The sequence below is a fragment of the Streptomyces sp. CA-251387 genome, from assembly GCF_050936625.1.
Classification (GTDB): domain Bacteria; phylum Actinomycetota; class Actinomycetes; order Streptomycetales; family Streptomycetaceae; genus Streptomyces.
Genome location: NZ_JBNJMJ010000001.1, coordinates 6,247,553 through 6,269,514, shown reverse-complemented (window position 1 = coordinate 6,269,514; position 21,962 = coordinate 6,247,553). Strand labels below are relative to the sequence as shown.

Below are 21,962 nucleotides of genomic sequence, written 5' to 3'. Positions count from 1 at the left end.
TCTGGACGGCCCCGGTGGCTCAGGGCGCATGGCGCCAGTTCGCGGCGAGGTCGCCCCACAGGTATGCGGTGGTTTCGACACCTTTGAGGAGCAGGTCCAGCTCGACCTTCTCGTTCGGGGCGTGCCAGCCGTCGGAGGGGACGGAGATGCCCAGGAAGAGCACGGGTGCGCCGAGGACGTCCTGGAGGTCGGCGGCGGGGCCCGAGCCGCCTTCGCGTGTGAAGCGGACGGGCTTCTCGAAGGCGCGGCCCATGGCCCGTACGACGGACTGCAGGGCCGGGTGGTCCAGCGGCGTCAGGCACGGGCGCGTACCCGCCGAGAACGTGATCTCCGAGCGGATACCGGCGGGAATCTGCTCGCCGGCCCAAACGCGGACCACCTTCTCGATGTGGTCGAGGTCCTGTCCCGCGACCAGCCGGAAGGACAGCTTCACCATGGCCGAGGACGGGATGATCGTCTTGCTACCGGGGCCCTGGTAGCCGCCGCCGATGCCGTTGACCTCAGCGGTGGGGCGGGCCCAGATCCGCTCCAGGGTGGTGTGCCCGGCCTCGCCGTGGGTGGCGTACGACTTGGCGGTGCGCAGCCACTGCTGCTCGTCGAAGGGCAGCTCGGCGAAGAGCTCGCGCTCGCGGTCGGTCAGTTCGACGATGCCGTCGTAGAAGCCGGGGATCGCCACGCGCGCGTGCTCGTCGTGCAGGGCGGCGACGAGGCGGGCGGCAGTGGTCGCCGGGTTGGGGACGGCGCCGCCGAAGGAGCCGGAGTGGATGTCCTGGTCGGGGCCGTACAGCCGGATCTCGCACTCGGCGAGGCCGCGCATGCCGGTGCACACGGTGGGGGTGTCCTCGGACCACATGCCGGTGTCGGACACGATCACGGCGTCTGCCGCAAGCCGCCCGGCGTGCTCCTCGACGAGGGCGCGGAAGTGCGGAGAGCCGGACTCCTCCTCGCCCTCGATCAGCAGCTTCAGGTTGACGGCCGGGGTGGTGCGGCCGGTGGTGGCGAGGTGCGCACGGACGCCGAGTGTGTGGAAGAACACCTGCCCCTTGTCGTCGGCCGCCCCGCGTGCGTACAGGCGCCCTTCGCGAACGGCGGGCTCGAAGGGCTCGCTGTCCCAGCCGTCCTCGCGGGCGGCGGGCTGGACGTCATGGTGGCCGTATACAAGGACTGTGGGCGCCTCCGGGTCCCCTGAGGGCCACTCGGCGAAGACAGCGGGCGCGCCCGGTGTCTGCCAGACCTCGGCAGTCGGGAAGCCGGTCTCCTTGAGCTTGGCGGCGAGCCAGTCGGCGCTGCGGCGTACGTCGGGCGCGTGGTCGGGCTGGGCCGACACGGACGGGATGCGCAGCCACTCGGCGAGGTCGTCGAGGAAGGCGGCGCGGTGCTGCTCGATGTACGTGCGGACGGCGCTGTCCGGGGTCTGGCTCATGGTCACGAGCCTATCGGCCCGCACCGACATCCTCGGTGGGCGGTTCCTCACAGTCCGCCTCCGCGACCGGCTCCCCGGTCAGCAGCCGCTCCAGTGCGGCCCGGTCCGGCAAGTCGTCCGGGCGAACGACCTCACCACTGCGGACGTATAGGAACGCGGCGTCGACCGACTCCAGGGGGACGCCCTGCTGTTCGGCCCAGGCAAGCCGGTACAGGGCCAGCTGGAGCGGGTCGGCGGTGCGGGTGCGGTTGGTCTTCCAGTCGACGATCTCGTACGTGGCCCCCTCACCTTCGCCGTGCTTGTAGACAGCGTCGATACGGCCCCGTACGACGCGGCCGGCGATCGCGAGCTGGAACGGGGCCTCGACCTGGTACGGCGTGCGGTGCGCGTACTCGGAGCGCTCGAAGGCGTCCTTGAGGGCTTCCAGGTCGCGCTCGTCGGCGATCTCGGCCTCGCTCCCGGGCAGCTCCTCCGGCTCCAGCATGGGCAGCGTCAGCTCTTCGAAGCGGGCCTCGACCCAGGCGTGGAACCGGGTGCCCCGGCGTGCGGCTGGTTGCGGCGGGCGCGGCATGGGGCGCGCGAGCTCCTGCGCGAATCCGTCCGGGTCGGCAGCCAGACGCAGCAGCTGGGACGCCGTCAGCGAGGCGGGCAGAGGTACGTCCGTGACGCGCGCGCGGGAACGCAGGAGCTCCCCGGTGAGGGCGTCGAGGTCGCGGTCCCAGGAGGCGATGGTGCGGGCCTCCTCGGGGGTGAGGGCTTCCGGTTCCGTGGCGTGGGGGCGTGCCGGTGGTGGGACGGCGTCCGGAGACGTCGCCTGGTGCGGGATCGAGGGACGGTCCGTGGTCAAGGAGTCCCAGTCGGCCGGGTCTCCTCCGGAGAAGGGATCCTCCTCCTCGTAATCGTCGTAGAGCGCTTCGTCGTCGTCCGGTGGCGGAGGCCAGTCCGGGTCGTCGTAGGTGTCCGGGTCGTGTGCCGCGGTGGGGTGGCCGTCTCCCTGGGAGGTGAGGCTCTCCAGGTGGGCCAGGACGGTCTCGGCGGCCGCGCGGCGCCGGGCCAGGGCAGCCTCGTCCAGGGGCAGGGGCCACACCTGGTCGGCGTTCGCCCGGTGCAGGGACGGGTTCTCCTCGTCCTCGGCAGGTTCGTCGGCCCAGGCCTCGATCTCGCCGTAGCCGGCCGCGCAGTGGTCGTAGAGGGCCAGCAGGAAGTCGGAGGGGCCGCGGGGCTTCTTCTGGGTGGGGCCCCACCAGTGGCCGGAGCCGAGGAGCAGGGAGCGGGGGCGGGTGAAGGTGACGTAGCCGAGGCGGAGCTCCTCGGTGTGCTGGTGGTCCTTCATGGCCTCCTGGAAGGCCTTCAGGCCTCGGGCGTCCCAGGAGGCGACGTCGGGGAGTGTGTCGGCGTCGCCGCGCAGCTCGTGCGGCAGCACCTTGCCCTGGGCGGTCCACTTCTCGCGCCCCTTGGTGCTGGGGAACGTGCCGGCGACCAGGCCGGGGACGGCCACGACGTCCCACTCCAGGCCCTTGGACTTGTGCGCGGTGAGCACCTTGACGGTGTTCTCGCCGCCGGGGAGGGCGTTGTCGAGGCCCTTCTCGTACTGGGCGGCGGTGCGCAGGAAGGCGAGGAAGGCGAGCAGGGTCGCCTCGTTGTCGCCGGCCGCGAACGAGGCGGCGATGTCGAGGAAGTTGGACAGGGTCTCGCGGCGGCGGGCGGCCAGCGCGTGCGGGGACGCCGACAGCTCCACCTCCAGGCCGGTGACGGCCAGGACGCGGTGCAGGACGTCCATCAGCGGGTCGGACAGGGAGCGGCGCAGGTCGCGCAGTTCGGTGGCCAGGCGCGCGAACCGCACGCGCGCGTCCGGCGAGAAGGGCAGCCCGTCGTCGTCCCCGTCACCGTCCAGCGGCGTCTCCAGGAACGTGTCGAGGGCGTCCGCGAGTGAGATCACCTCGGCGGGATCGATCCCCTCGACGGCCTCGGCGAGCCGGCGGTCCGGGTCTTCGTCGCCGTCCACGCGCGCGTGGGACACGAGCAGCCGCGCGCGGCGCCCCAGGAGGGCGAGGTCGCGCGGGCCGATGCGCCAGCGTGGGCCGGTGAGGAGCCGGACCAGGGAAGCGTTGGCGCCCGGGTCCTGGAGGACCTCGCAGACGGCGACCAGGTCGGCGATCTCGGGCAGGTGGAGCAGCCCGGACAGGCCGACCACCTCGACCGGGATGTCCCGGGCGACGAGCGCGCCCTGGATCTCGGCGAAGTCGGTCGTCGTGCGGCACAGGACGGCGATCTCGCCGGGCGCCTTCCCTGTGTGCACGAGGTGGGCGATGGAGTCGGCGATCCAGTCCATCTCCTCGGCATGGGTGGGCAGCAGCGCGCAGCGGACCGTGCCGTCGTGCTCGGCTCCGGGCGCCGGGCGGAGGGCCTCCACGCCTGCGTGCATGGCGCGCAGGGGCTCCGCGAGGCCGTTGGCGAGGTCGAGGAGGCGCCCGCCGCTGCGGCGGTTCTCGCTGAGCGCCTGCCGGGCGGCGGGGCGGCCGTCGGCGTGGGCGAAGTGCTCGGGGAAGTCGTCGAGGTTGGCGACGGAGGCGCCGCGCCAGCCGTAGATGGCCTGACAGGGATCGCCCACGGCGGTCACGGGGTGGCCCGTGCCGCCGCCGAACAGGCCCGCCAGGAGGACGCGTTGGGCGACGGACGTGTCCTGGTACTCGTCCAGGAGGACCACGCGGAACTCGTCGCGCAGGATGTGGCCCACCTCGGGGATGTCGGCCAGCTGCGCAGAGAGCGCGATCTGGTCACCGAAGTCGAGGAGGTCGCGCTCACGCTTGGCGGCCCGGTAGCGGACGACCAGCTCGGCGAGTTCGCGGCGGGCCGCGGCCGTCTCTGGGACCTTGCGCAGATCGGCGTTGCTGAGCTTGGCGCCCTGAAGGGTGAGCAGCAGCTCGGCGTCGTACGCGCGCAGGGCCTCGGGCCGTACCAGGTGCTCGGCGAGTTCGGCGTCGAGGGCGAGGAGGTCGCTGACCAGGTCGGCGAACGAGCGGGTGAGGGCCGGGTACGGGCCCGGCGCCTCGCGCAGCACGCGCGCGGCGAGCTGGTAGCGGGTGGCGTCGGCGAGCAGGCGGGAGGTCGGTTCGAGGCCGATGCGCAGGCCGTGGTCGGTCAGCAGACGGCCCGCGAAGGCGTGGTACGTCGAGATCACCGGCTCGCCCGGGGGGTTGTCCGGGTCGATGACGTCGGGGTCGGTGACGCCGGCCTTGATCAGCGCCTTGCGGACGCGTTCGGCGAGTTCACCGGCGGCCTTGTTGGTGAAGGTCAGGCCGAGGACCTGCTCGGGAGCGACCTGGCCGGTGCCGACCAGCCACACCACGCGTGCCGCCATCACCGTCGTCTTGCCCGAACCGGCTCCGGCCACGATCACCTGCGGGGCGGGCGGCGCGGTGATGCAGGCCGTCTGCTCCGGAGTGAACGGGATGCCGAGGAGCTCCTTGAGCTGCTCGGGATCGGTGATGCGGGCGGACACCTCAGAGAGGCTAGCGGCGGGCACTGACATTGGATGCCGGATCGCCCACCGGGCTGGAAGAAGCGCAGGTCAGCACACGTGGTGCGATCCATCACTCCAGTTGCTCGACCACATGCTGTCCGGCTGGCCCGACCCCCTGTCGTCCGACGTGGTTCGCCCCCATGTCGTCCGACCTAGGGCGAACCAATTCGCCCCCATGTCGTCCGGCTTACTCGACCACATGCCGCCCCTCGGGCCGCGCGCTGCACGACGCCCGGAACGCGCAGTGAGTGCAGTGCTGCCCCGCGGTGGGTGTGAACCGCTCGTCGAGGACCTTGCCCGCCGCGGTGGCGAGGAGGTCGCCGACCCACTCCCCCTCGGCGCCTTCCAGGGGCTCCTGCCCCTGCACCTTGGGCAGTGTCTCGCCGCCGTCCCGTTTGGCGGCGCCCTGGCGCAGCTGGACGAGTTCGGCGCCGCCCGGCTCGGGGCGTACGCCGTCGAAGGCCTCGTCGACCGCGCCTTCGCGGACGGCGAGCTGGTAGACGGCGAGCTGTGGGTGACGCGCCACCTCGGCCGCGCTGGGTGCCTGCTTGCCCGTCTTGAAGTCGACGACGTAGGCGCGGCCCTCGCCGTCGGCCTCGACGCGGTCCATCTGGCCGCGAATGCGCACCTCGAAGTCGCCGGCCTCCAGGGTCACGTCGAAGTCGTGCTCGCTCGCCACCGGCGTACGCCCCGCGCGGTCCATCACGTGCCACTTCAGGAAGCGTTCGAGCGCCACGCGCGCGTTGTCCTTCTCCTGCGCGGACTTCCACGGCGCGTCGAAAGCGAGCGCGTTCCACACGGAGTCGAGGCGCTCCATGAGGACGGCGAGGTCGGCCGGGGTGTGTCCGGAGGCGACCTCGTCGGCGAGGACGTGCACCACGTTGCCGAAGCCCTGGGCGGCGGTCGCGGGCGCGTCGGCCTTCACCTCGCGGCCCAGGAACCACTGCAGGGCACAGGTGTTGGCGAGCTGGTCGAGGGCGCTTCCGGAGAGCACGACTGGCTGGTCGCGGTTGCGCAGCGGCACCTTGGACTCGGTCGGCTCGAACATGCCCCACCAGCGGTAAGGGTGTGCGGCCGGGACCAGGGGGCGGCCCTCCTCGTCGGCGAGCGCGGCGAGGCGGGCAAGCCGGCGGGCGGCGGCCTCCCTGAGCGTGTCCGACGCGCGCGGGTCGACGGTCGTCGCCCGGAGTTCGGCGACGAGTGCGGCGACGGACAGCGGGCGCCGCGGTCGGCCCGTGACGTCCTTCGGTTCGACGCCGAGTTCGGTCAGGAAACGGGAGGGCTGATCGCCGTCGTCGGCCGGGGCCTTCACGGCCGTGACGACGAGGCGTTCACGCGCGCGCGTGGCGGCGACGTAGAACAGGCGGCGTTCCTCCGCCAGCAGCGCCCCCGGGGTGAGCGGTTCGGCGAGTCCGTCGCGGCCGATGCGGTCCGCCTCCAGGAGGGAGCCGCGGCGGCGCAGGTCCGGCCACAGGCCCTCCTGGACGCCGGCGACGACGACCAGGCGCCACTCGAGGCCCTTGGAGCGGTGCGCGGTCATCAGGCGCACGGCGTCGGGGCGTACGGCACGCCGCGTGAGGGTGTCGGCGGCGATGTCCTCGGCTTCGATCTCCTCGAGGAAGTTCAGGGCGCCCCGGCCGCCGGTGCGCTCCTCCGCGCGGGCCGCGGTCGCGAAGAGGGCGCATACGGCGTCCAGGTCGCGGTCGGCGTTGCGTCCGGCGGCACCGCCTCGGCGGGTGGCCCGCTCCAGGCGCGCGGGCCACGGGGTGCCCTCCCACAGGTCCCACAGCGCCTCCTCGGCCGTACCGCCGCCCGCGAGGCGCTCACGGGCCTTGCGGAGCAGCGCGCCGAGGCGCTGGGCGCCACGCGCGTACGTGGGGTCGTGCACCGCCAGCCGCTCCGGCTCGGCCAGTGCCCGCGCGAGCAGCTCGTCGGAGGGCGGCGGCAAGGGGTTGCCCGCCGCCCGCTCCTCGTCGCGCAGGGCACGTCCGAGACGCCGCAGGTCGGCTGCGTCCATGCCGGCGAGTGGGGAGGCGAGCAGGGTGAGGGCGGTTTCGGTGTCGAGCCAGCAGGTGGCGGGCTCGTCCGTGGAGTCGTGGTCGGCAGGGTCGCCCTGCTGCGGTCGTGCGTCGCCATCCTGTGGTCGTACGTCGGCCTCCTGCGGGCGTACGACGCCGCCGGCGCGCTCACGCCGTACGCCGCCGTCGGCCGCCTCCGCCGCGGCCACCGCACGCAGTGCCGTCAGCAGGGGCGCCACCGCCGGCTCGTGCCTGAGCGGCAGATCGTCGCCGTCGATGTCGAGGGGCACGCCGGCGGCCGTGAGCGCCCGGCGCACCGTCGGGATCGTGCGCGACCCGGCACGCACCAGGACGGCCATCTCGCCCCAGGGAACGCCGTCCTCCAGGTGTGCTCTGCGCAGGATGTCGGCGATGTTGTCCAGCTCGGTGCCGGGCGTCGGGTACGTGAAGACCTCGACGCGGCCGCCCTCTCGGGCAGGGGCGAGCTCTCGGTGGGCGCGTACCTTCTCCGCCGGGAGCCGGGTCAGCGGCATGCGCTGCGTCAGCAGCCGGGTCGCGGCCAGCAGGGCGGCGCCGGAGCGGCGGGAGGTGCGCAGGACCTCGACGGGCGCGGGGCGGCCGTCCGCGCGCGGGAAGGCCTGCGGGAACTCCAGGATGCCGTTCACGTCGGCGCCCCGGAACGCGTAGATCGACTGGTCGGGGTCCCCGAAGGCGACCAGGGTGCGGCCACCGCCCGCCAGGGCGTGCAGCAGCCGTACCTGGGCGGGGTCGGTGTCCTGGTACTCGTCGACATACACGGCGTCGTACTGCGCGGCGAGCCGATCGGCGGCCTCGGGACGGCGGGCGAGGAGCACCGCGCGGTGGACCAGTTCGGCGTAGTCGAGGACGCCCTGCATGTCGAGCACGTCGAGGTACTCGGCGAGGAAGGCGGCCGCGGCGCGCCAGTCGGGGCGGCCGATGCGGCGCGCGAAGGCGTCCAGCGCGTTGGGCCCGAGGCCCAACTCACGGCTGCGGGCGAGGACCGCGCGGACCTCGTCGGCGAAGCCGCGGGTGGTCAGGCAGGCGCGCAGTTCGTCCGGCCAGCGCATGTGGGCGAGCCCGAGCCGCTCAAGGTCCGGCTGGCCCGCGAGCAGTTCCCGTACGGTCACGTCCTGCTCGGGGCCGGACAGCAGCCGCAGCGGCTCCACGAACAGGTCGCTGTCCTGGTGCGCGCGGACCAGGGCGTAGCAGAACGAGTGGAACGTGGTCGCCTGGGGCGCGCGTGCCGCCCCTATGCGCAGCGCCATCCGGTCGCGCAGCTCCACGGCGGCCTTGCGGCTGAACGTGAGCACCAGGATGCGCTCGGGGTCCCCGCCGCGGGCGATGCGGGCCGCCACCGACTCGACGAGCGTGGTGGTCTTGCCGGTGCCCGGACCTGCGAGGACGAGCAACGGACCGGTCTTGTGGTCAACCACGACGCGCTGTGCGGCGTCCAGACGAGGGGGAGCCACCTGCACGACAGGGGTACGCACCAACCGGTAAGCGCCACGGGCCCCCTGTCGCACCGGGGGGTGCGACAGGCGCCTGGTGGAGGAAGAGGAGCTCACGTGGTTCGCCGGTCCTGGTGGGTGTGCTGGTGGGTCGTCCCTCGCGCGTGGAGGGCGGTGACTGCGGGGTGAGGGCGACACGTGCAGCCGACGCTACGCCGACGGATGGTGCGGAAGCAGGGCTTCCGATTCATCCCTCGGGACACTCCTGCCACGCAGGTCCCTCAACTCACGAACGTACGTCATGCCACGGACGTGCCCCGTTTCCCCCATACGGATCACAGGTCACACCGAGGTCCGCCCGATGGCGGAAGCTGTCAGGTGTGACCCTGTGCGCGTTCACCGCCGTCCCACCGCGCCCGCTTCATGTCGAGGCGCGGCAGGTGGCCCTCGGCGGCCCTGCTCGCCTCCTTCAGGGGCGTGCCCTCCGCGCGGTAGTGCTCCAGCGCTCTCAGCTCGTGACCGGGCAGCAGGACCCCGTCCGCGCGGACCACCCTCCACCACGGAACGGCTCCCCCGTAGAGGGCCATCACGCGGCCGACCTGACGGGGCCCACCGTCCTCCAGCCACTCCGCGACGTCCCCGTACGTCATGACACGACCCCGAGGAATCAGTTCGGCGACCTCGAGGACCCGCTCGGCGTACTCCGGCAGCGCATCCGCGTACTCCGGACGGGCGTCGTCGTACTCCGGGCGGGCGTCGTCCGGAAGGCTCTCCTCGCTCATCCGGCCCATCCTGCCCCACGCCACCGACAATGTGACGCGCTCGCCACCGTGCGTATCCCTCGCCCCCTGGCGGCGCTTCGGGCAGACTGTGCGCCCCCGCATTTGCACCCTGATGCCCCCGTGTGTCGGTGGGGCATGCCACCATCGTGCGGGCGGTGACTGGTGATACGAGATCAAGAAGAGACGATGAAGCAACAGGGTGTGCACCCGGAGGACGCGGAGAGCACCTCTGACGCTTCGTCGCGCCCCGGCACCACGAACGCCGGCAAGAAGGACAACGGCGACAGCGACGGCGGCAAGAAGGACGAGGCCAAGAAGGGCGCCGAGACGAGCGACGCCGGCCGCAAGGCCGTCGAGGGCAAGGCGGCGTACGACCTCGAAGAGGCGCACGTCGACGAGGTCGAGGGCGACGAACCGCTGCTCCCCGCGCGCGTGCACCGTCCGTCCGATCTGATGCGGCTCCTGGTGGGCGTGCTGGGCATCGCGCTGCTGCTCGCGATCGCCGCGTTCGCGCACGGCACCACCTCGGGTCTCGAGCAGGACATCAACAAGGGCACCGGGCAGGCGCCCGACGTGTTCAGCAAGATGGCCGGGCTGGTGTCCAGCATCGCGATCCTCCTGGTGCCCGTCGCCTTCGCGATCGAACGGCTGATCAAGCGGGACGGCCTGCGCATCGCCGACGGCGTCCTCGCGGCCGTCCTCGCACACGGGGTGACACTCGCCACAGACCTCTGGGTCGCGCGGGCCGCCCCGGACTCCATCCGGGACGCGCTGACCCAGCCCTCGCCCGGCGACGTCGGCTCCCTCACCGACCCGGTGCACGGCTATCTCGCGCCGGTCATCGCGTACATGACGGCCGTGGGCATGTCCCGCCGACCACGCTGGCGTGCGGTCCTGTGGGCGGTGCTGGTCCTCTACGCCTTCTCCATGCTGGTCACCGGCTACACCACGCCGTTCTCGATCCTCCTGACGCTGCTGATCGGCTGGGCCGTCGCCTACGGCACGCTGTACGCGGTCGGCTCGCCCAACGTCCGTCCCACCGGACGGACCCTGATGGCGGGCCTGAGGCACGTCGGCTTCCGCCCGGTGAGCGCGGCCCGCGAGGAGGTCTCCGACACCCAGGAGACCACCACCGACCGCGGCCGGCGCTACTTCGTCACCCTTGAGGACGGCCCGCCGCTGGACGTGACGGTGGTCGACCGGGAGCAGCAGGCACAGGGCTTCTTCTATCGCGCGTGGCGCAATCTCACGCTGCGCGGCTTCGCCACCCGCAGCAGTCTGCAGTCGCTGCGCCAGGCCCTGGAGCAGGAGGCGCTGCTCGCCTACGCGGCCATCGCGGCAGGCGCAAACGCGCCCAAGCTGATCGCGACCTCCGAGCTCGGCCCGGACGCCGTGATGCTCGTCTACGAGCACACCGGCGGACGCACCCTGGACTCGCTGCCGGACGAGGAGATCACGGACGATCTGCTGCACGGCACGTGGCGCCAGGTCAAGGCGTTGCAGTCCCGGCGCATCGCGCACCGCAGGCTGGTGGGTGACGCGATTCTGGTGGATCGTTCCGGCAAGGTGATCATCACCGATCTGCGCATCGGCGAGATCGCGGCGAACAATCTGCTGCTGCGGATGGACATCTCCCAGCTGCTGGTGACCCTCGGGCTCCGGGTGGGCGCCGAGCGCGCGGTGGCCTCGGCGGTGAGCGTGCTCGGCCCCGACGCCGTGGCCGACTGTCTGCCGATGCTGCAGCCCATCGCGCTGAGCCGCTCCACGCGCGCGACACTGCGCAGACTCGCCCGCGAGCGTGCCCAACGCGAGCGCGAGGCGGTGCTCGAGGCATCCCGGCAGGCCAAACACGCCCGCAGCGAGGAGACCGGCGACGATGCCGGTCCGGCACTCGACAAGCCGGACAAGAAGACCGTACGGGCACAGGCCCGGGCCGAGAAGCGGGCCATCGACGATGCCCTGGAGGAGGCGCGCGAGGAGGACCTGCTCACGCAGATCCGCCACGAGGTGCTGCGGATCAGGCCGCAGGCGCCGGTTGAGCCGGCCCGGCTGGAACGCGTGCGGCCGCGCACGCTGATCAGCTTCATCGCCGGTGCCATCGCCGCGTACTTCCTGCTGACCCAGCTCACCCACATCGAGTTCGGCCCGCTGATCGCCAACGCCCAGTGGGGCTGGGTGGCCGCGGCCGTGCTGTTCTCGGCTGCCAGCTACCTCGCGGCCGCGATGGCGCTGCTCGGGTTCGTGCCCGAGCGGGTGCCGTTCCGGCGGACGGTGGCCGCGCAGGTCGCCGGGTCGTTCGTGAAGATCGTCGCCCCGGCGGCGGTCGGTGGCGTCGCCCTCAACACACGCTTCCTGCAGCGCGCCGGAGTACGGCCGGGGCTCGCGGTGGCGAGCGTCGGCGCGTCGCAGCTGTTCGGGCTGGGCTGCCACATCCTGATGCTGCTGGCCTTCGGCTATCTGACCGGCACCGAGAAGACGCCGTCGCTGTCGCCGTCCCGGACGGTCATCGCGGGTCTGCTGACGGTGGCGGTCCTGGTGCTCGTGGTGACGTCGGTGCCGTTCCTGCGGAAATTCGTCGTCACGCGCGTGAGGTCGCTGTTCGCGGGTGTCGTGCCGCGCATGCTGGACGTGCTGCAGCGGCCGCAGAAGCTGGTCACCGGCATCGGCGGCATGCTGCTGCTGACCGCGTGCTTCGTGATGTGCCTGGACGCGTCGATCCGTGCCTTCGGCAGCCAGGGGACCTCCATCAGCCTCGCCAGCGTGGCCGTCGTCTTCCTCGCGGGCAATGCCCTCGGCTCGGCGGCCCCCACACCGGGCGGCGTGGGCGCCGTGGACGTGACCCTGACCGTCGGTCTGATCGCCGTGGGCCTGCCCAGCGAGGTAGCCGCGCCCTCGGTGCTGCTCTTCCGGATGCTGACGCTGTGGCTGCCGGTACTGCCGGGCTGGCTCGCCTTCAACCACCTGACCCGCAAGGGCGCGCTGTAGCGGGAGCGTCGTACGGAGGACCGCGAGGTCTCGTCGTGCGCGCGGGCATTCCAACGCGGCGCCTTGCCGTACGAGGAGCAGGGCGCCGTACGTTGAAAGGGCACCGAAGTGGTGAGGCGCCGCGGTACCTCGTACGGCCCGCGCCCCGAGCGCCCCACCCCGTACGACCGCAGGATGGGACCATGCCGAACCCTCCCCGGATGCGCACCGCTGCCCTGACCGCCACCGCCCTGCTGCTGTCCTCCCTGCTGGCGGGCTGCAGCAGCGACGACGACTCCGGGGACGAGGACCTGACGGCCCAGGAGCTGAGCTGGGAGGACTGCCCGGCCCCCTCCCAGGCACAGGGCGGCAAGGGCAGCCCGTCACCTCTGCCGGACGGCGGCACCTGGCAGTGCGCCACGATGAAGGCGCCCCGGGACTGGGACGATCCCAAGGGCGACACGATCGGCATCGAGCTGATCCGGGTGAAGGCCGACGGCCCCGCGAACCAGCGCATCGGCTCGCTGATCTTCAACTTCGGCGGGCCCGGCGGCTCCGGCGTCGCCGCGCTGCCCGGCTTCGGGGAGACCTACGAGAAGCTGCGCACCCGCTACGACCTGGTGAGCTTCGACCCGCGCGGGGTGGGCGGCAGCGAGCCCGTGCGGTGCGAGAACGACCAGCAGCTCGACGCCCACTTCCAGCAGGACGCGTCGCCGGACGACGCCGCCGAACGGACGGAACTGCTGGACAGCACCAAGGAATTCAACAAGGCGTGCGAGAAGAACTCCGACGGGATGCTGCCCCATGTGGGCACCAGCGACGCGGCCCGCGACCTGGACCTGATGCGCCAGGTCCTGGGCGACGCCAAGCTGCACTACTTCGGCATCTCGTACGGCACCGAACTCGGTGGCGTCTACGCCCACTTGTTCCCGAGGAACGTGGGCCGCGCCGTCTTCGACGCGGTGGTCGACCCGACGCAGAACACGGAACAGGGGGCACTCACGCAGGTCAAGGGCTTTGAGCTCGCGCTGGACAACTTCGCGGAGGACTGCACCTCCAAGACCGAGGGCTGCCCGATCGGCGCCACCCCCCAGGACGTCAAGGACCGCATCGCCAAGCTGCTGAAGGACCTCGACAGCAAGCCGATCGAGGGCATCTTCCCCCGTGAGCTGACCCAGAGCGCCGCGACCAACGGCATCGTGCAGGCGATGTATTCGCAGGAGTACTGGCCGCTTCTCACCCAGGGTCTCGAGCAGGCGTACGGCGGTCACGGCCAGACTCTGATGCTGCTGTCCGACTCGTTGAACGGGCGCAGCGAGAACGGCGAGTACAGCAACATCACCGCCGCCAACGTCTCGATCAACTGCGCCGACGAGAAACCGCGGTACACCCCCGCAGACGTGGAGCAGAAGCTGCCCGAATTCCGGGCCGCCTCGCCCCTCTTCGGCGACTCCTTCGCCTGGGCCCTGCTCAGCTGCACCGACTGGCCCGTGGCGGGCGCCGCCGACCACCCCGACGTCAGCGCGCCCGGCTCGGCGCCCATCCTCGTCATCGGCAACACGGGCGACCCGGCCACGCCGTACGAGGGCGCACGGAGGATGGTGGAGGCGCTGGGCAAGGGGGTGGGCGTCGAGCTGACGTACAAGGGGCAGGGACACGGGGCCTACAACAGCAAGAACAGGTGCGTGCAGGACGCGGTGAACGCCTATCTGCTGGACGGGAAACTGCCGGCGGCAGGCACCGTCTGCGGCTGAGACCGCCTCGGAACCGGGCAAATCAGCAGGTCAGAGAGTTATCCACAGGCTGTCACGGCCTTTTTCCTGATCTGCCTACTATGGCCTGACCGCCATCCGCGGCACAGCGCGGACGGCCTGCGAGGGGGGAAGTGACATGGCGCGTTTCGTACGGTGGACGGCCCTGACGGCCGCCGCCGCGCTGCTGGCGGCGGGCTGCAGCGGCGGCTCGTCCGACGGCGACAAGGCCGGTGGGGAGACAGGCAGCCCGAGTTCACCGACCGCGTCCACCGATGCAGCGACGCCGCTGCCGTCCTCGCTGACCTCGCAGAAGCTCGACTGGGGGCGTTGCAAGGCCACCGGGGACTCCTCCGCGCCGGGCGACGAGTGGCAGTGCGCGACGCTCAAGGCGCCGCTGGACTGGACGAAACCGGCGGGCAGGACGATCGACCTCGCGCTGATCCGCGCCAAGGCCAGTGGCGACGACCGCATCGGCTCGCTGCTGTTCAACTTCGGCGGCCCCGGCAGCTCGGGGCTGTCCACGCTGCCGTGGTACGCCTCCAACACGTCCGAGCTGGGCGAGCGGTACGACCTGGTGAGCTGGGACCCGCGCGGGGTGGGCGCCAGTGAGGGCGTCCGCTGCCGCAGCGACAAGGAGATCGAAGCCTCCGAGTCCTTGGACATCACGCCGGACACACCGACCGAGGAGACGGCGTACTTCCGGGACGCCGCCACCTTCGGCAAGGGCTGCCAGAAGTCCGCGGGCACGCTGATGGCGCATGTGTCGACCACGGACACCGCCCGCGACATGGACCTGATGCGTCAGGTCCTCGGCGACCCGAAGATGCACTACTTCGGCATCTCCTACGGCACCGAACTCGGCGGCATCTACGCCCACTTGTTCCCCAAGAACGTGGGGCGGCTGGTCCTGGACGCGGTCTCCGACCCGAGCGCCGACGCGGCGGGGCACGCCGAGAACCAGGCCAGGGGCTTCCAGCGGGCCCTGAACAACTACCTCAAGTCCACCGGTCAGGGCGCCGAAGAGGGCTCGCGGAAGATCGTGGACCTGCTGAAGCGGATCGACGCGGGCCCGCTGCCGACGTCCTCCGGTCGCAAGCTCACGGAGGCACTCGCTCTCACCGGCCTCATCATGCCGCTCTACAGCGAGGCGAGCTGGCCGACGCTGACCAGCGCCCTGGCGGCGGCGGAGGAGGGAGACGGCACGCAACTCCTGGCCCTCGCCGACCAGTACAACGACCGGGACGCCTCGGGGCACTACGCCACGGGAAACCACTCGCAACGGGTCATATCGTGCTTGGACGACAAGCAGCGGCCGACGGCCGAGGAGGCGAAGAAGCTGCTGCCGCGATTCGAGAAGGCCTCGCCCGTGTTCGGCCCCATGCTGGGCTGGGACACGGCCGGCTGGTGCCACGACTGGCCGGTGGCCGGGCAGTACGACACCCCGGAGGCGAGCGCGCCGGGTGCGGCACCGATCCTGCTGGTCGGCAACACCGGCGACCCGGCGACGCCCTACGAGGGCACCCGGAGGATGGCGGACGAACTGGGCAAGGGCGTCGGTGTGATGCTCACCTGGAAGGGCGAGGGCCACACCGCGTACGCGAAGGGGAGCGACTGCGTCGACTCCACCGTGAACGCATATCTGCTGCGGGGGACGGTGCCGGAGGACGGCAAGGTCTGCTCATGACGACGGCGGGGGCTTCGGGCACCCGTGGTGCCCGAAGCCCCCGCCGTGCGGAGCAGGTCGGGTCAGTACACCGGCTTGTGCGGCTCGATCTGGTTGACCCAGCCGATCACGCCGCCACCGACGTGCACGGCGTCGGCGAAGCCCGCGGACTTCAGGACCGCGAGGACTTCCGCACTGCGGACACCCGTCTTGCAGTGCAAGACGATCTTCTTGTCCTGCGGGAGGGTCTCCAGGGCCGTGCCCATGAGGAACTCGTTCTTCGGGATCAGCTTGGCGCCGGGGATCGAGACGATCTCGTACTCGTTGATCTCGCGGACGTCGATGATCTCGATGTTCTCGCCGTCGTCGATCCACTCCTTGAGCTGCTTGGGAGTGATCGTGGAGCCGGCGGCCGCCTCCTGGGCCTCCTCGGAGACGACGCCGCAGAAGGCCTCGTAGTCGATGAGCTCGGTGACGGTCGGGTTCTCGCCGCAGACCGCGCAGTTCGGGTCCTTGCGGACCTTGACCTGGCGGTACTGCATCTCCAGGGCGTCGTAGATCATCAGGCGGCCGACCAGCGGCTCACCGATGCCCGCGAGGAGCTTGATGGCCTCGTTGACCTGGATGGAGCCGATGGACGCGCACAGCACGCCGAGCACGCCGCCCTCGGCGCAGGAGGGGACCATGCCGGGGGGCGGGGGCTCCGGGTAGAGGCAGCGGTAGCAGGGGCCGTGCTCGGACCAGAAGACGGAGGCCTGACCGTCGAAGCGGTAGATCGAGCCCCACACGTACGGCTTGTTCAGCAGCACGCAGGCGTCGTTGACCAGGTAGCGGGTCGCGAAGTTGTCCGTGCCGTCGACGATCAGGTCGTACTGGCTGAAGATGTCCATCACGTTGTCGGCCTCGAGCCGCTCCTCGTGAAGGACCACGTTCACGTACGGGTTGATGCCCTTGACGCTGTCGCGGGCGGACTCGGCCTTGGAGCGGCCGATGTCGGACTGGCTGTGGATGATCTGGCGCTGCAGATTCGACTCGTCGACCTCGTCGAACTCCACGATGCCGAGCGTGCCGACGCCCGCCGCGGCCAGGTACATCAGCGCCGGCGAGCCCAGGCCACCGGCGCCCACACACAGCACCTTGGCGTTCTTCAGCCGCTTCTGCCCGTCCATCCCGACGTCGGGGATGATCAGGTGGCGGGAGTACCTGCGAACCTCGTCTACGGTGAGCTCGGGGGCCGGCTCGACCAGGGGTGGCAACGACACGGGGACTCCGTTGGTCGGTCGATCACTACAGTTGTTCTCCCCGTAACACTGCCATGGGCTTTTTCATTCCGAGACACCTGTTCCGATCCGCGAGACGATTTCGTCCCAGTAGCCGGGCATGGTCTCCCAGGGGTCGGTGCGCCCGCCGTGGTCCGTGCGGTCGGTGAACCAGATCGTCGCGGCGCCCTGCCAGCGGGCGATGCGCAGTGCCTCGTCGAGGTGGCCGAGGGGCACTCCGTGGACGAAGTGGCAGAAGCGGTCGGGCGGATAGTCGGCCGTCCACTCCGCCACCTGCGACCAGCGGTAGTCGCTCCACGAGCCCCGGAAGGTGACCAGCTGGTCGCCGCACTCGGCGTAGCCGGGGTGCGGGTGGGTGCCGTGGCCGAGGACGATGTGGGCCTTGTCACGCAGCGCGCGCAGCGTGCCGGCCGTGCGGCGGATCTCGGGCAGCGCGGCGCGTTCGTTCGGACAGCCGTCCAGGAGGAAGCCGTCGACCCGGTACCAGTCGAGGTACCGGTGCGCCTCGGAGATCACCTCGCCGAAGGCGCGCGCGCCGTGGGCCGTGCCGAGATGGGCTGTGCCGAGGCGGGCGGCGTCGAGGTGGCCGAGGATGCGGACTCCCGCGGCGCGCAGACGTGCGGCGGCCTGAAGGCAGTGTGGGTCGGGGCGGGTCCCGGGGCCGTTGGCGACGTTCAGGGCGACCCAGTGCACGGGGGTGCCGGGGCGGGTGAGTTCGCCCCACTCGGCGGGGGCGAGAAGGGGGTGTGCGTAGCCGGGGATGCCGAGGCCGGTGCGGAGGCCGGTGCTCGATGTGGCCGGTGTGGTGCCCATCAGATACGGCATGCCGCCTCCATCCAGATGTCACCGAGGGACTCTTCGAGGTTGATCCGGGGGCGCCAGCCGAGCCGGTCGCGGGCGGTGCGCACGTCGGCCTGCTGCCAGCTGCCGCAGCCGTCCGGGTACGGGTACGCGACCGGGGCACCGTGTCCCGGGTGGGCCATGTGGTCCGAGTCGGCGCGGGGATGGCCGATGGTGGACCGCAACGGGCCGGGCGGGCCGTCGAGTTCGTGGAGGGCGCCGCCGTATCCGGCCACGCGGGCGAGGACCGCGGCGGCGTCACGGAGGCGGACGGCGCGGCCGGAGCCGATGTTGATGACGCCCTGCGCCGCGGAGAGTGAGGCGGCGTGGACGGCGCGGGCCACGTCGCGGACGTCGACGAAGTCGCGCTGGGCGCCGAGGCCGGTGAGTTTGAGTTCGCCGTCGCCGGACTGCATGGCGCGGCGCATGGCCTCGGCGAGGCGGCCGAGGGGGGAACCGGCGGGGGTGCCGGGGCCTGCAGGTGAGAAGACCCTCAGGACCACGGCGTCCAGGCCGGAGCCCAGGACCAGTTCGGTGGCGGCGAGCTTGCTGACGCCGTACGGGCCGCCGGGGCGGGGGACGGCGTCCTCGGCCGTGGAGGAGCCGGGCTGGCTCGGGCCGTACTCGGCGCCGCAGCCGATCTGTACGAGGCGGGCGCCGCAGCCGCTGCGGCGCAGGGCCTCGCAGACAGTGGCGACGGCGACGGTGTTGTGGCGGGTGAGTTCGCGGGCGCCGCCCCGGGTGGCGCCGGCGCAGTTGATGACGACGCCGGGGTGGACCGCGTCCAGGAAGCGGGTGAGGGCGCCTGGGCTGCCGGACGCGAGGTCGAAGCGGACGTCGGCGTCGTCGCCACGGCCCAGTGCGGTGAGCTGGACTGCGGGGTCGGCGAGGAGGCGGTCGGCCACGAAGCGGCCGAGGTAGCCGTTGGCTCCGATCAGCAGGACTCTCATCGGGCGGCTCCCGGGGCCGAGGGGTGGTCGGATCGGGAGGTGATCATTTGGGGGTCTCCTTCAACGGCTTCAGGGGAGGAGGGGAATTCGGACAGGAGCGCTTCATCCGGTTTGTGCGCGCGTATGCCTGCGGCGGCTTCTACCGGTGAGTGGGGGTGCGCGTAGCGCCTCCGGACGCGGTGTGGGTCGGCGCGGCGCCGCGCGGGTTGCTGTCGTGTCACCACGGCTGATCCCGCCTTGCGTGTGCCGACGCCCTCGTGAGGGTGCGCGTCGCATGGAGCAGGAGGGTCAGCGCGCCCGCGCCGCAGGCGATCGTCGGGACGGCGGCCGGGCCCCATGTGTCGATCAGGGACTGGACGGGGGTCGCCAGCCACGCGCAGTCGGGAAGGCGGGCTGCGAAGAGGGTGGTCAGGGCCGTTGCCTCGGCTGAGGCTGTGGCTGTGAGGACGAGCGCGGGCGCCTGCGTGGAGCCGTGGGTGGTGAGGAGGCGGGAGAGGAACAAGAGGGCGCCGAGGGTGAGGGTCTGGGGGTAGGCGGCGGGCTCGTCCAGGACGGTGGCGGTGAGGGTCAGGAGGGCCGTCAGGGTGCCGAGGTAGAGCGTGAAGGTGCCCAGGAGCAGGGGCTTTGCGGACGTGGCGAAGTCGTCCAGGGCCCTGCTGGCCGACAGTTTGCGGCGGGCCCGTACGGCGAGGAGGTGGGCGCACCAGGCCGCGGGGGCACAGGAGAGGGTGAGGGCCAGGACGGGGGCGGTGGTCAGGGGCCAGGGGCCGTCGGCGGTGCCGGTGGGGAGGGCGTCGGGCCCTCCGGTGGCGGCTGCGCGGAGGAGTCCGTCGCCGAGGAGGGCGTAGGCGATGAGCCAGCAGGTCCGGGTGGCGGTCGGGTTCGTGCGGTCCGTGGTCGCTAAAGGGCCTCGGGCCAGGGCCGCGCGCACGGCGAGGGCCACCGCGAGGGCTCCTGCGGCAGCCGCGATCAGACGGGACTGGCCGTGAGTGTGATGCAGAGCGGTCACTGCCGCCGCGCAGAGGGCTCCGGGGAGGAGGGCGAGGAGGATCCAGCCGGCTCGTGCGCGGGGGTGGTGAGGGGCGGGGAGCTCGGGGGCGTCTCTCCGTCGCGGGGCGTTCGGGCGTACATCTCCTCCGCGAGGGAGAAGACGTCCCGGTGCACGAAGCGTGCCGCTGTGCGGTCGGTGACGCCGTGGGCTTCCAGGCCCGCGGCGATCTCCAGCGGGTCCACCGCGCGTTCACACAGGTCGCGGTGCCGGTGCATCAGCGCCTTCACGGGGTCGGCGCCGGTACGGCGGGTGGGGGTCGGCCGGGGGCGGGTGGTGCGGGCGGCGTTCGATTCCTCAGTGGTCGTGGCTGGGGCGTCGGCTCCGCCTTCGCGGGTGGCTCCGCCCTCGCTGGTGGCTCCGCCTTCGCCGGTGTCGGCTCCGTTCTCCCGTACGGGCGTCTCCGCCACGAGCCAGTCCTCCGACCGCTCGTCCCAGGCCCCGGGGTTGGTGGGGGCGCCGGGTAGGTCCAGTCCTCCGGGGCCGCTCATCGCGCCCCCTCCGTCGCGTGCGCCGTGGTGGCGCGTACGGGGGCTCCCGTCGGGCGGACAGGGCCGCCGCGGGCCACGAGGCGTGCGCTGCGCTCGGTCCAGCGGCCGGGGACATGGGCCTCGGCGGGGACGGCGAACGGCAAGGGGGATCCGGCCTCGTCGAGGACGAGGCGGCGGACCGGGGTGCGCGAGACGATCTCCAGGTAAATGCCGTGAAATGCTGCGACGTTCTGCTCGACGGTGAACAGTTCGAGCGCACGCGCGCGTGCGGCCGCGCCCAGGCGCTCACGGCGCTCGGGGTCGCGCAACAGCGCCACGCAGGCCTCCGCGAGCGCCCGTGGGTTGCGCGGCGGCACGACGAGACCGGTGCCGCCGATGACCTCCACCACCGCGCCGACGTCGGTGGACACCGTCGCGCGGCTGCAGAGCATGGCCTCGACCAGGCTGATCGGGAAGCCCTCCACGACGCTGGACAGGACGGTCACGGCGCCCGAGGCGTACGCGTCGGCGAGGGTGGGGATCTCCGGGCCGCCGATCTCCTCGAAGGAGACGGGGTTGACCCCGACCGTGTGCGGGCCCTCGGCCTCGTCGGGGAAGAGCTGTGCGGCCAGCGTCCTGCAGTGGCCGAGGTAGGCGGCGCCCTCGGCGCCCGAGGGTGTGCCGACGATCCGCAGGCGCGTCTTCGGCTGCTCCTTGCGGACCTCGGCGAAGGCGTGCAGCAACGACACCAGATCCTTGGCCGGTTCGACCCGGCCGACCCAGACGAGCGTGTCCGGGTCCGCGCGCTCCGGGCCCTCGCCGACCTCCGCGAAGCGGGATGCGTCCATGCCGGGGTAGACGGTGCGGAGTTTCCCCCGGTCGGCGCCGCAGCGCTCCTGCCAGCGGCGCGCGTGGCCGTTGCCGGGGGTGATGAGGGCGGCCCGGGCGTAGGTCTCGGCGGCGAGCCTGCCGTGGAAGGCGGCGAGCAGGGACCGTACTGCAGGCGAGGACTCGGTGGCGGCCAGGTAGTGCGTGCGGAGCCGGACCCCGTACTCGGTCAGCAACAGCGGTACGCCGCAGAAGTGGTGGGCGAGCAGGCCGGGCAGGGCCGCGGGGCCGCCGGAGGCGGCGTGGCACAAGTCGACCGAGCCGAGGCCCTCGTCCTCGTACCAGTCGAGCGAGAGGGGGCGCAGGGCGCGTTCCAGATGCGCGGCGACGGCCAGCAGATCGGGTACGCGCGCCTCCCGCGCCGGGGCCGACGCGCCCCGCGCCCGACAGGCGCGCTCAAGGGTGCGCACCGCGGCCTCGGAGCGGAGCGCTCCCACGAGCCCGCCCTCGTCGCGAGCGAGTTCGGCGAACCCGTACAACGCGTTGCCGAAACGGTCCGCCTCAGTGGCAGACGCGTCCCCGGGGATCCCGGGGGCGTCCATGGGGCCGCCCGCGCAGAGCACGGTCACCAGCTCGCCGTAGCACTCGGCGAACCGCCGGCGCGCCCGGCGCCCGTAGCCGACCCCGTCGTCTTCCGCCGTCCACAACGGCGCCGTGCGCACCCGGCTGACCTGCGGCGGCAGCGGGACCCAGCCCTCGTCCTCCTGGCGCCGGCTGCGGCTGAGCGCATAGATGTCGAACTCGTGCTGTCCGAGCCCGCGCACGAGCCGGTCGCACCAGAGCCCGGCGTCACCGCTCACATACGGATAGCCACCCTCCGCAATCAGTCCGATGCGCACGAGTACACCCCCGATCTCCCTTGAGGGGAGCCGCCGTTCCCCCGGCGGCTC

The 21,962-nt window shown here is 72.2% G+C and carries 11 protein-coding genes and 1 pseudogene; 3 read left to right on the top strand and 9 right to left on the bottom strand.

From position 1 onward, the window contains the following. Positions 1-19: 19 nt before the first annotated feature. The 4 genes from ACQEV2_RS28175 to ACQEV2_RS28160 all read right to left on the bottom strand — a co-directional run bounded on the left by ACQEV2_RS28175 (position 20) and on the right by ACQEV2_RS28160 (position 9,215). A complete protein-coding gene (locus ACQEV2_RS28175) occupies positions 20-1,423 on the bottom strand; it encodes a dipeptidase (protein WP_433047249.1) in 1,404 nt (467 codons plus the stop codon). Between the two features lie 10 nt (positions 1,424-1,433). After that, positions 1,434-4,925, bottom strand: coding sequence for a UvrD-helicase domain-containing protein (locus ACQEV2_RS28170; RefSeq protein ID WP_433047246.1), 3,492 nt, complete (start codon positions 4,923-4,925; stop codon positions 1,434-1,436). Positions 4,926-5,133: 208 nt separating this feature from the next. After that, a complete protein-coding gene (locus tag ACQEV2_RS28165; protein WP_433047243.1) occupies positions 5,134-8,550 on the bottom strand; it encodes an ATP-dependent helicase in 3,417 nt (1,138 codons plus the stop codon). Positions 8,551-8,807: 257 nt separating this feature from the next. Continuing rightward, a complete protein-coding gene (locus ACQEV2_RS28160) occupies positions 8,808-9,215 on the bottom strand; it encodes an MGMT family protein (protein WP_433047240.1) in 408 nt (135 codons plus the stop codon). A gap of 186 nt (positions 9,216-9,401) precedes the next feature. On the opposite strand from ACQEV2_RS28160, the gene ACQEV2_RS28155 reads away from it, so the two are divergent. The 3 genes from ACQEV2_RS28155 (at position 9,402) to ACQEV2_RS28145 (ending at position 15,617) form a co-directional block, all read left to right on the top strand. Further along, positions 9,402-12,200: a lysylphosphatidylglycerol synthase domain-containing protein gene (locus ACQEV2_RS28155; protein ID WP_433047237.1), complete on the top strand. Its 2,799-nt coding sequence runs from the start codon at positions 9,402-9,404 to the stop codon at positions 12,198-12,200. Positions 12,201-12,382: 182 nt separating this feature from the next. Beyond that, complete coding sequence (locus tag ACQEV2_RS28150; protein ID WP_433047234.1) at positions 12,383-13,933, top strand: alpha/beta hydrolase; 1,551 nt, start codon at positions 12,383-12,385, stop codon at positions 13,931-13,933. Positions 13,934-14,069: 136 nt separating this feature from the next. Continuing rightward, a complete protein-coding gene (locus tag ACQEV2_RS28145) occupies positions 14,070-15,617 on the top strand; it encodes an alpha/beta hydrolase (protein WP_433047231.1) in 1,548 nt (515 codons plus the stop codon). A gap of 62 nt (positions 15,618-15,679) precedes the next feature. Here ACQEV2_RS28145 and moeZ read toward each other — a convergent pair whose 3' ends face one another. From moeZ to ACQEV2_RS28120, 5 genes and pseudogenes are all read right to left on the bottom strand, one after another. Further along, positions 15,680-16,858 (bottom strand): adenylyltransferase/sulfurtransferase MoeZ, encoded by a 1,179-nt coding sequence (moeZ, locus tag ACQEV2_RS28140; RefSeq protein WP_433047228.1) that lies wholly within the window; start codon positions 16,856-16,858, stop codon positions 15,680-15,682. A gap of 63 nt (positions 16,859-16,921) precedes the next feature. After that, positions 16,922-17,701, bottom strand: coding sequence for a spherulation-specific family 4 protein (locus ACQEV2_RS28135; protein WP_433047225.1), 780 nt, complete (start codon positions 17,699-17,701; stop codon positions 16,922-16,924). Continuing rightward, on the bottom strand, positions 17,689-18,666 hold the full coding sequence (locus ACQEV2_RS28130) for an NAD-dependent epimerase/dehydratase family protein (protein ID WP_433047222.1): 978 nt from the start codon (positions 18,664-18,666) through the stop codon (positions 17,689-17,691). Before ACQEV2_RS28130 ends, ACQEV2_RS28135 begins: the two co-directional genes overlap by 13 nt. A gap of 217 nt (positions 18,667-18,883) precedes the next feature. Then, a pseudogene (locus ACQEV2_RS28125) lies at positions 18,884-20,205 on the bottom strand (hypothetical protein). Then, positions 20,202-21,911, bottom strand: coding sequence for a DUF3492 domain-containing protein (locus tag ACQEV2_RS28120; protein ID WP_433047219.1), 1,710 nt, complete (start codon positions 21,909-21,911; stop codon positions 20,202-20,204). Before ACQEV2_RS28120 ends, ACQEV2_RS28125 begins: the two are co-directional and overlap by 4 nt. Positions 21,912-21,962: the final 51 nt, after the last annotated feature.

Coding starts and splice junctions, on each gene's coding strand:
- ACQEV2_RS28175 (WP_433047249.1), bottom strand. CDS start 1,423: ATGAGCCAGACCCCGGACAGCGCCGTCCGCACGTACATCGAGCAGCAC.
- ACQEV2_RS28160 (WP_433047240.1), bottom strand. CDS start 9,215: ATGAGCGAGGAGAGCCTTCCGGACGACGCCCGCCCGGAGTACGACGAC.
- ACQEV2_RS28130 (WP_433047222.1), bottom strand. CDS start 18,666: ATGAGAGTCCTGCTGATCGGAGCCAACGGCTACCTCGGCCGCTTCGTG.
- ACQEV2_RS28135 (WP_433047225.1), bottom strand. CDS start 17,701: ATGCCGTATCTGATGGGCACCACACCGGCCACATCGAGCACCGGCCTC.
- ACQEV2_RS28145 (WP_433047231.1), top strand. CDS start 14,070: ATGGCGCGTTTCGTACGGTGGACGGCCCTGACGGCCGCCGCCGCGCTG.
- ACQEV2_RS28155 (WP_433047237.1), top strand. CDS start 9,402: ATGAAGCAACAGGGTGTGCACCCGGAGGACGCGGAGAGCACCTCTGAC.
- ACQEV2_RS28150 (WP_433047234.1), top strand. CDS start 12,383: ATGCCGAACCCTCCCCGGATGCGCACCGCTGCCCTGACCGCCACCGCC.